This is a genomic window from Streptomyces sp. OfavH-34-F (assembly GCF_022347745.1).
GTDB lineage: Bacteria > Actinomycetota > Actinomycetes > Streptomycetales > Streptomycetaceae > Streptomyces.
This window is the reverse complement of record NZ_JAKRGC010000447.1, coordinates 1-3,992: the sequence shown is the minus strand read 5'-3', so window position 1 is coordinate 3,992 and position 3,992 is coordinate 1. Positions and strand designations below refer to the sequence as shown.

At 75.2% G+C, this 3,992-nt stretch carries 4 protein-coding genes; 1 reads left to right on the top strand and 3 read right to left on the bottom strand.

From position 1 onward, the window contains the following. The 3 genes from MHW47_RS33025 to MHW47_RS33015 all read right to left on the bottom strand — a co-directional run. A partial coding sequence (locus tag MHW47_RS33025; protein ID WP_239227529.1) for a lysophospholipid acyltransferase family protein occupies positions 1 to 360 on the bottom strand: 360 nt, incomplete at its 3' end. Positions 361 to 527: 167 nt separating this feature from the next. Further along, positions 528 to 2,486, bottom strand: a complete 1,959-nt coding sequence (locus MHW47_RS33020; RefSeq protein ID WP_239227528.1) for an acyl-CoA dehydrogenase — start codon at positions 2,484 to 2,486, stop codon at positions 528 to 530. Between the two features lie 97 nt (positions 2,487 to 2,583). After that, positions 2,584 to 3,024 carry a hypothetical protein gene (locus MHW47_RS33015; protein WP_239227527.1) on the bottom strand — a complete coding sequence of 147 codons (441 nt, stop codon included), beginning with the start codon at positions 3,022 to 3,024 and terminating at the stop codon, positions 2,584 to 2,586. Positions 3,025 to 3,148: 124 nt separating this feature from the next. Between MHW47_RS33015 and MHW47_RS33010 the strand changes: the two genes are divergently transcribed. Continuing rightward, a complete protein-coding gene (locus tag MHW47_RS33010; protein ID WP_239227526.1) occupies positions 3,149 to 3,973 on the top strand; it encodes a hypothetical protein in 825 nt (274 codons plus the stop codon). Positions 3,974 to 3,992: the final 19 nt, after the last annotated feature.

Below are 3,992 nucleotides of genomic sequence, written 5' to 3'. Positions count from 1 at the left end.
CGCGTCGTCGCGCAGGGGCAGGCCGCCCTCGGCGTAGATGAGGAGGTGGCGGCCCTGTTCCAGCGCCCGCTGGGCCAGTTCGACGGAGCGGGCGGCGCGGGGGTCGCCGCGGTGGACGGGGATGTGCCCCTCGCGGGCGAGCGCGCGGCCCAGCAGCGGCACCCGCCACAGACCGGCCGTCGCCATGATGACGGGGCGGGCGCCGAGGCGGCGCAGCGCGGCCAGCACGACCGCCGGGTCCGCGAGCGAGGTGTGGTTGGCGGCGATGATCCCGGCCGGCGGCAGCGCGGCCTCCTCGTCGGTGCTGAGCGTCAGCCGCCCGAAGGCGGGGACGAGTTGGCCGGCGCAGCGGCTGAGCATGGGGTTCTCCGGTTCGCTCGGGGTGATGCCCCATCGTCGCCGGAGGCACGCCCGTGCGACTGAGTCGCCGTACTCATTCGCGGTACGCACCCGAGCGGTGCCCACCGAAGCGGTGCGGGCGGGGCGGTCCCGGCCCGCGAGCGAGCGGGACCGGGACCGGGACCGGCTCAGCCGATCAGGTCCGGCGCGCGCAGCATCTCGTCCGGGATGCCCCAGGCGTCGACGAGGTCCACGGCGAGCGGGCGGACCTTGCGGCAGAGGTCGTTCACCTCGCGGCTGATCGCCTTGGAGCGCTGGACGGTGAGCCGGCCGTGCTCCATGAACCAGGCCCGGTCCGCCTCGATCGCCGACAGGGCGTGCAGATCGCACAGCAGCCTGAGCGCCTCCTTGTCGCCGCCGTCCGGCAGGGCGCGCACCGCGTCGGTGAAGGCCTCCAGGACCAGGCGTTCGACGTGGGCGCGGGCGACGGCGATGACATGGTCCTGCACCTGGGAGAAGACGGCGCCGGGGTCGCGGTGCTCGTCCATGCCGCGCTTGAGCCTGCGGGCCGCCCCGGCCAGCATGTGCTCCTCGCGGAACCTGAACATGGCGAGGTGGTACTCGGAGTCGAGCAGCCCGGCCTCCCGGTCCCACTCGTCGCCGCCCGGCAGCAGATCCCGTACCCGCTCCAGCATCTTGTGGACGGCGGTCTTCTCCAGGATCGTCTCGACGGCGATCCCGGCGACGTGGCGGACGGTGCCGAGCTGGTCGAGGTCCTCGAACTCGCTCGCGTAGTGCGTCAGCAGGCCCTTGGCGACCAGTTGCAGCAGGACGTGGTTGTCGCCCTCGAAGGTGGTGAAGATGTCGCTGTCGGCCTTGAGCGCGGCGAACCGGTTGACGCTGAGGTAGCCGGCGCCGCCGCACGCCTCGCGGCACTCCTGGACGACCCGGGTGGCGTGCCAGGTGGCGAGCGCCTTGGTGCCGGCCGCCCGCGACTCCAGCAGCCGCCGCGCCGCCGCGTCGTCCCCGGCGCCGGAGAAGACGTCGTGCAGCTGCCGGCGTACGGCGTCCTGCGCGAAGTGGAAGGCGTAGGTACGGGCGAGCAGCGGCAGCAGCCGGCGCTGGTGGAGGCCGTAGTCGAGGAGCAGTTGTTCGCCCGCGTCGGGGGCGGCCGCGAACTGGCGGCGGCGCACGGCGTACTTGACGGCGATCGCCAGGGCCACCTTGGCCGCGCCGACCCCGGCCCCGGCGACGCTGACCCTGCCCTGCACCAGGGTGCCGAGCATGGTGAAGAAGCGCCGTCCGGGGTTCTCGATGGCGCTCTCGTACACCCCGTCCGCGGTGACGTCGGCGAACCGGTTGAGCAGGGCCTCGCGCGGGACGCGGACGCCGTCGAAGCGGATGCGGCCGTTGTCCACGCCGTTCAGGCCCATCTTGCGGCCGTCGTCCTCGATGTGGACGCCCGGCCGCACCCGGCCGCCCTCCCGCAGCGGGACGACGAACGCGTGCACGCCCTCGGCCCGGCCGGCCACCTCCAGCTGCGCGAAGACGACGGCGAGTTCCGCGTGGCGGGCGGCGTTGCCGATGTAGTCCTTGCGCGCCCGGTCGTCCGGGGTGGTGAGGACGAACTCCCCGGTGGCGGGGTCGAACCGGGCGAGGGTGCCGAGGGACTGCACGTCGGAGCCGTGCCCGGTCTCCGTCATGGCGAAGCAGCCCATCAGGCGCCCGCCGATCAGGTCCGGCAGGTACGCCTCGTGGTGGCGGGCGGTGCCCAGGTGCAGGATCGCGCCTCCGAAGAGCCCGAACTGGACGCCCACCTTCACCAGCACCGACAGGTCGCCGTGGGCGAGCGTCTCGAACGCGGCGATGGAGGCGCCGACGTCGCCGCCTCCGCCGTACTCCTCGGGGAAACCCATGCCGGTCTGGCCGGTGGCGGCCATCGCGACCACGATGTCCCGGACCCGTTCGCGGTAGGCGTCGATGCCGAGTTCCTCGGCCTCCTCCAGCACGGAGGCGTGCGCCACCAGGTTGGTCCGGACGAGGTCGCGGATGCCCGCGTGTTCGCCGTCGAGCACCGCGCGCAGCGCCCGGACGTCGATCTCGGGCTGTACGTAGCCGGTGGCGGCGGATGTGTTCTCAGTGGCCATGCACCTTCGCTACCCCGCCGCACGCCCCTCACGCGACCCGCCGCCCCGCGCCCGGCCCGGCGGACCCCGTTCGGCCCTCGGTGGCCCGGGGCGCCGTCTACCGGCGGAACGGTGAGCCGGGGCCCGGCTCCAGCGGGCCCGACTCGGCCCCGATGCGGACGCCGTCCAGGTTCCAGCCGCAGCGCCAGACCTCGTCGTGGACGAAGGCCAGGACCACGCGGGGGCCCGGGGGCGTGTAGGCGTACACCTGCCACGCGGAGCCCTCGTGGAAGCGGTCGAGCCAGGAGTCGTGGATCATGTCCGCCAGGCCCGCGCGGCGCCGCTCGCCGTCCGCGTCCTCGTACTCGACCAGGACGAGTCCGGTGCCGCCGCCGTCGTCCGGCGGCCGGATGCCGCGCACGGTCGCCGTGTACGTCCGGCCGCGGTCGATCCGGGGCACCGGGCGGTCCGCGGCGCGGTGGGCGCGCCGGACGGCGAGGACCAGGCCGGCGGCGAGCAGGGCCGTCCCCGCGAGTACCGCCCACACCGTCGTGCCCATCGTCGATCCCCCGTCGTCGGTGCCGTCATCATGCCGTCCGGCGGGCGGGAGCGGGAACTGCGGGCGGGGGTCCTGGCATCCCCCTCCATGCCGGGTGGACGCGCGGGATGCCGGAGGGGTGGGTATGACGGTCGGGGACGAGCCGCGGGACGCGGTGCCCGAGGGGTGGCGGAAGGCGCCGGGGCCGGAGCCCGCTGACGCTCCCCCGCCGCCGGAGCCCGAGGACGCCGCCCCGGAGCCGGAGCCGCAGTCCGGGGAAGCGCCGCGTCAGCGGGCGGCCCTCGCGGTGCTGGGCCTGATCGCCGCGCTGGTGTGCTGCTACCCGGTGTGGGAGGTGCTGCGGGCGCACTCCTCCGTGCCGGACCGGGCGACCGCCACCACCTCGCCGTCCGCGTCCGTTCCGGCGGCGCGCCCCGGGCCCCGGCCGGACCTGACGACGCCGGAGCGGATTCGCGCGCTGATCGCGGACCTGGAACGGCGCACCGGCCGCACCGAGGTCGTCTCCTTCTCGGTCTCGGACGGGTTCGCCTGGGCCACCGTCCCGATCCCCGGGGACCGCGAACGCTTCGAGAACCACACCTACGGGAGCGGACGGGGCTGGAGTTCCTTCACCGGCTCCGGCGGCACCGACGCGGCCGACAGCACGCCCGTGGACCTGGCGGCCATCGACTGGGACGTGCTCGGGGGCCTGTACCGGAGGGTGGACGCGGAACTCGGCTTCCCCACGCGGCCCCGGCGCACCCTGCGGCTCAAGGCCGGGCTCGCCGCGCGGGGCCCGTTCCGCGCCACCCCGCCCGCGCTGTCGGTGGAGCTGGACGACCACACGCGGATCGGCTGGGTGGAGGCGCGCGTCGACGGCACCGTCACCGAGGTGCACAAACCGGTGCGCTACGCGTTCTCCGCGCCTCCCCGACCGGATGCGACGGGACCGGCGGGGCCGGCGGGCTGAGGCGGCGCGGGGCCGCCCG

What these genes read in the sequence shown, in the direction of transcription:
- MHW47_RS33020 (WP_239227528.1), bottom strand. Translation starts at nt 2,486, where the DNA reads ATGGCCACTGAGAACACATCCGCCGCCACCGGCTACGTACAGCCCGAG.
- MHW47_RS33015 (WP_239227527.1), bottom strand. Translation starts at nt 3,024, where the DNA reads ATGGGCACGACGGTGTGGGCGGTACTCGCGGGGACGGCCCTGCTCGCC.
- MHW47_RS33010 (WP_239227526.1), top strand. Translation starts at nt 3,149, where the DNA reads ATGACGGTCGGGGACGAGCCGCGGGACGCGGTGCCCGAGGGGTGGCGG.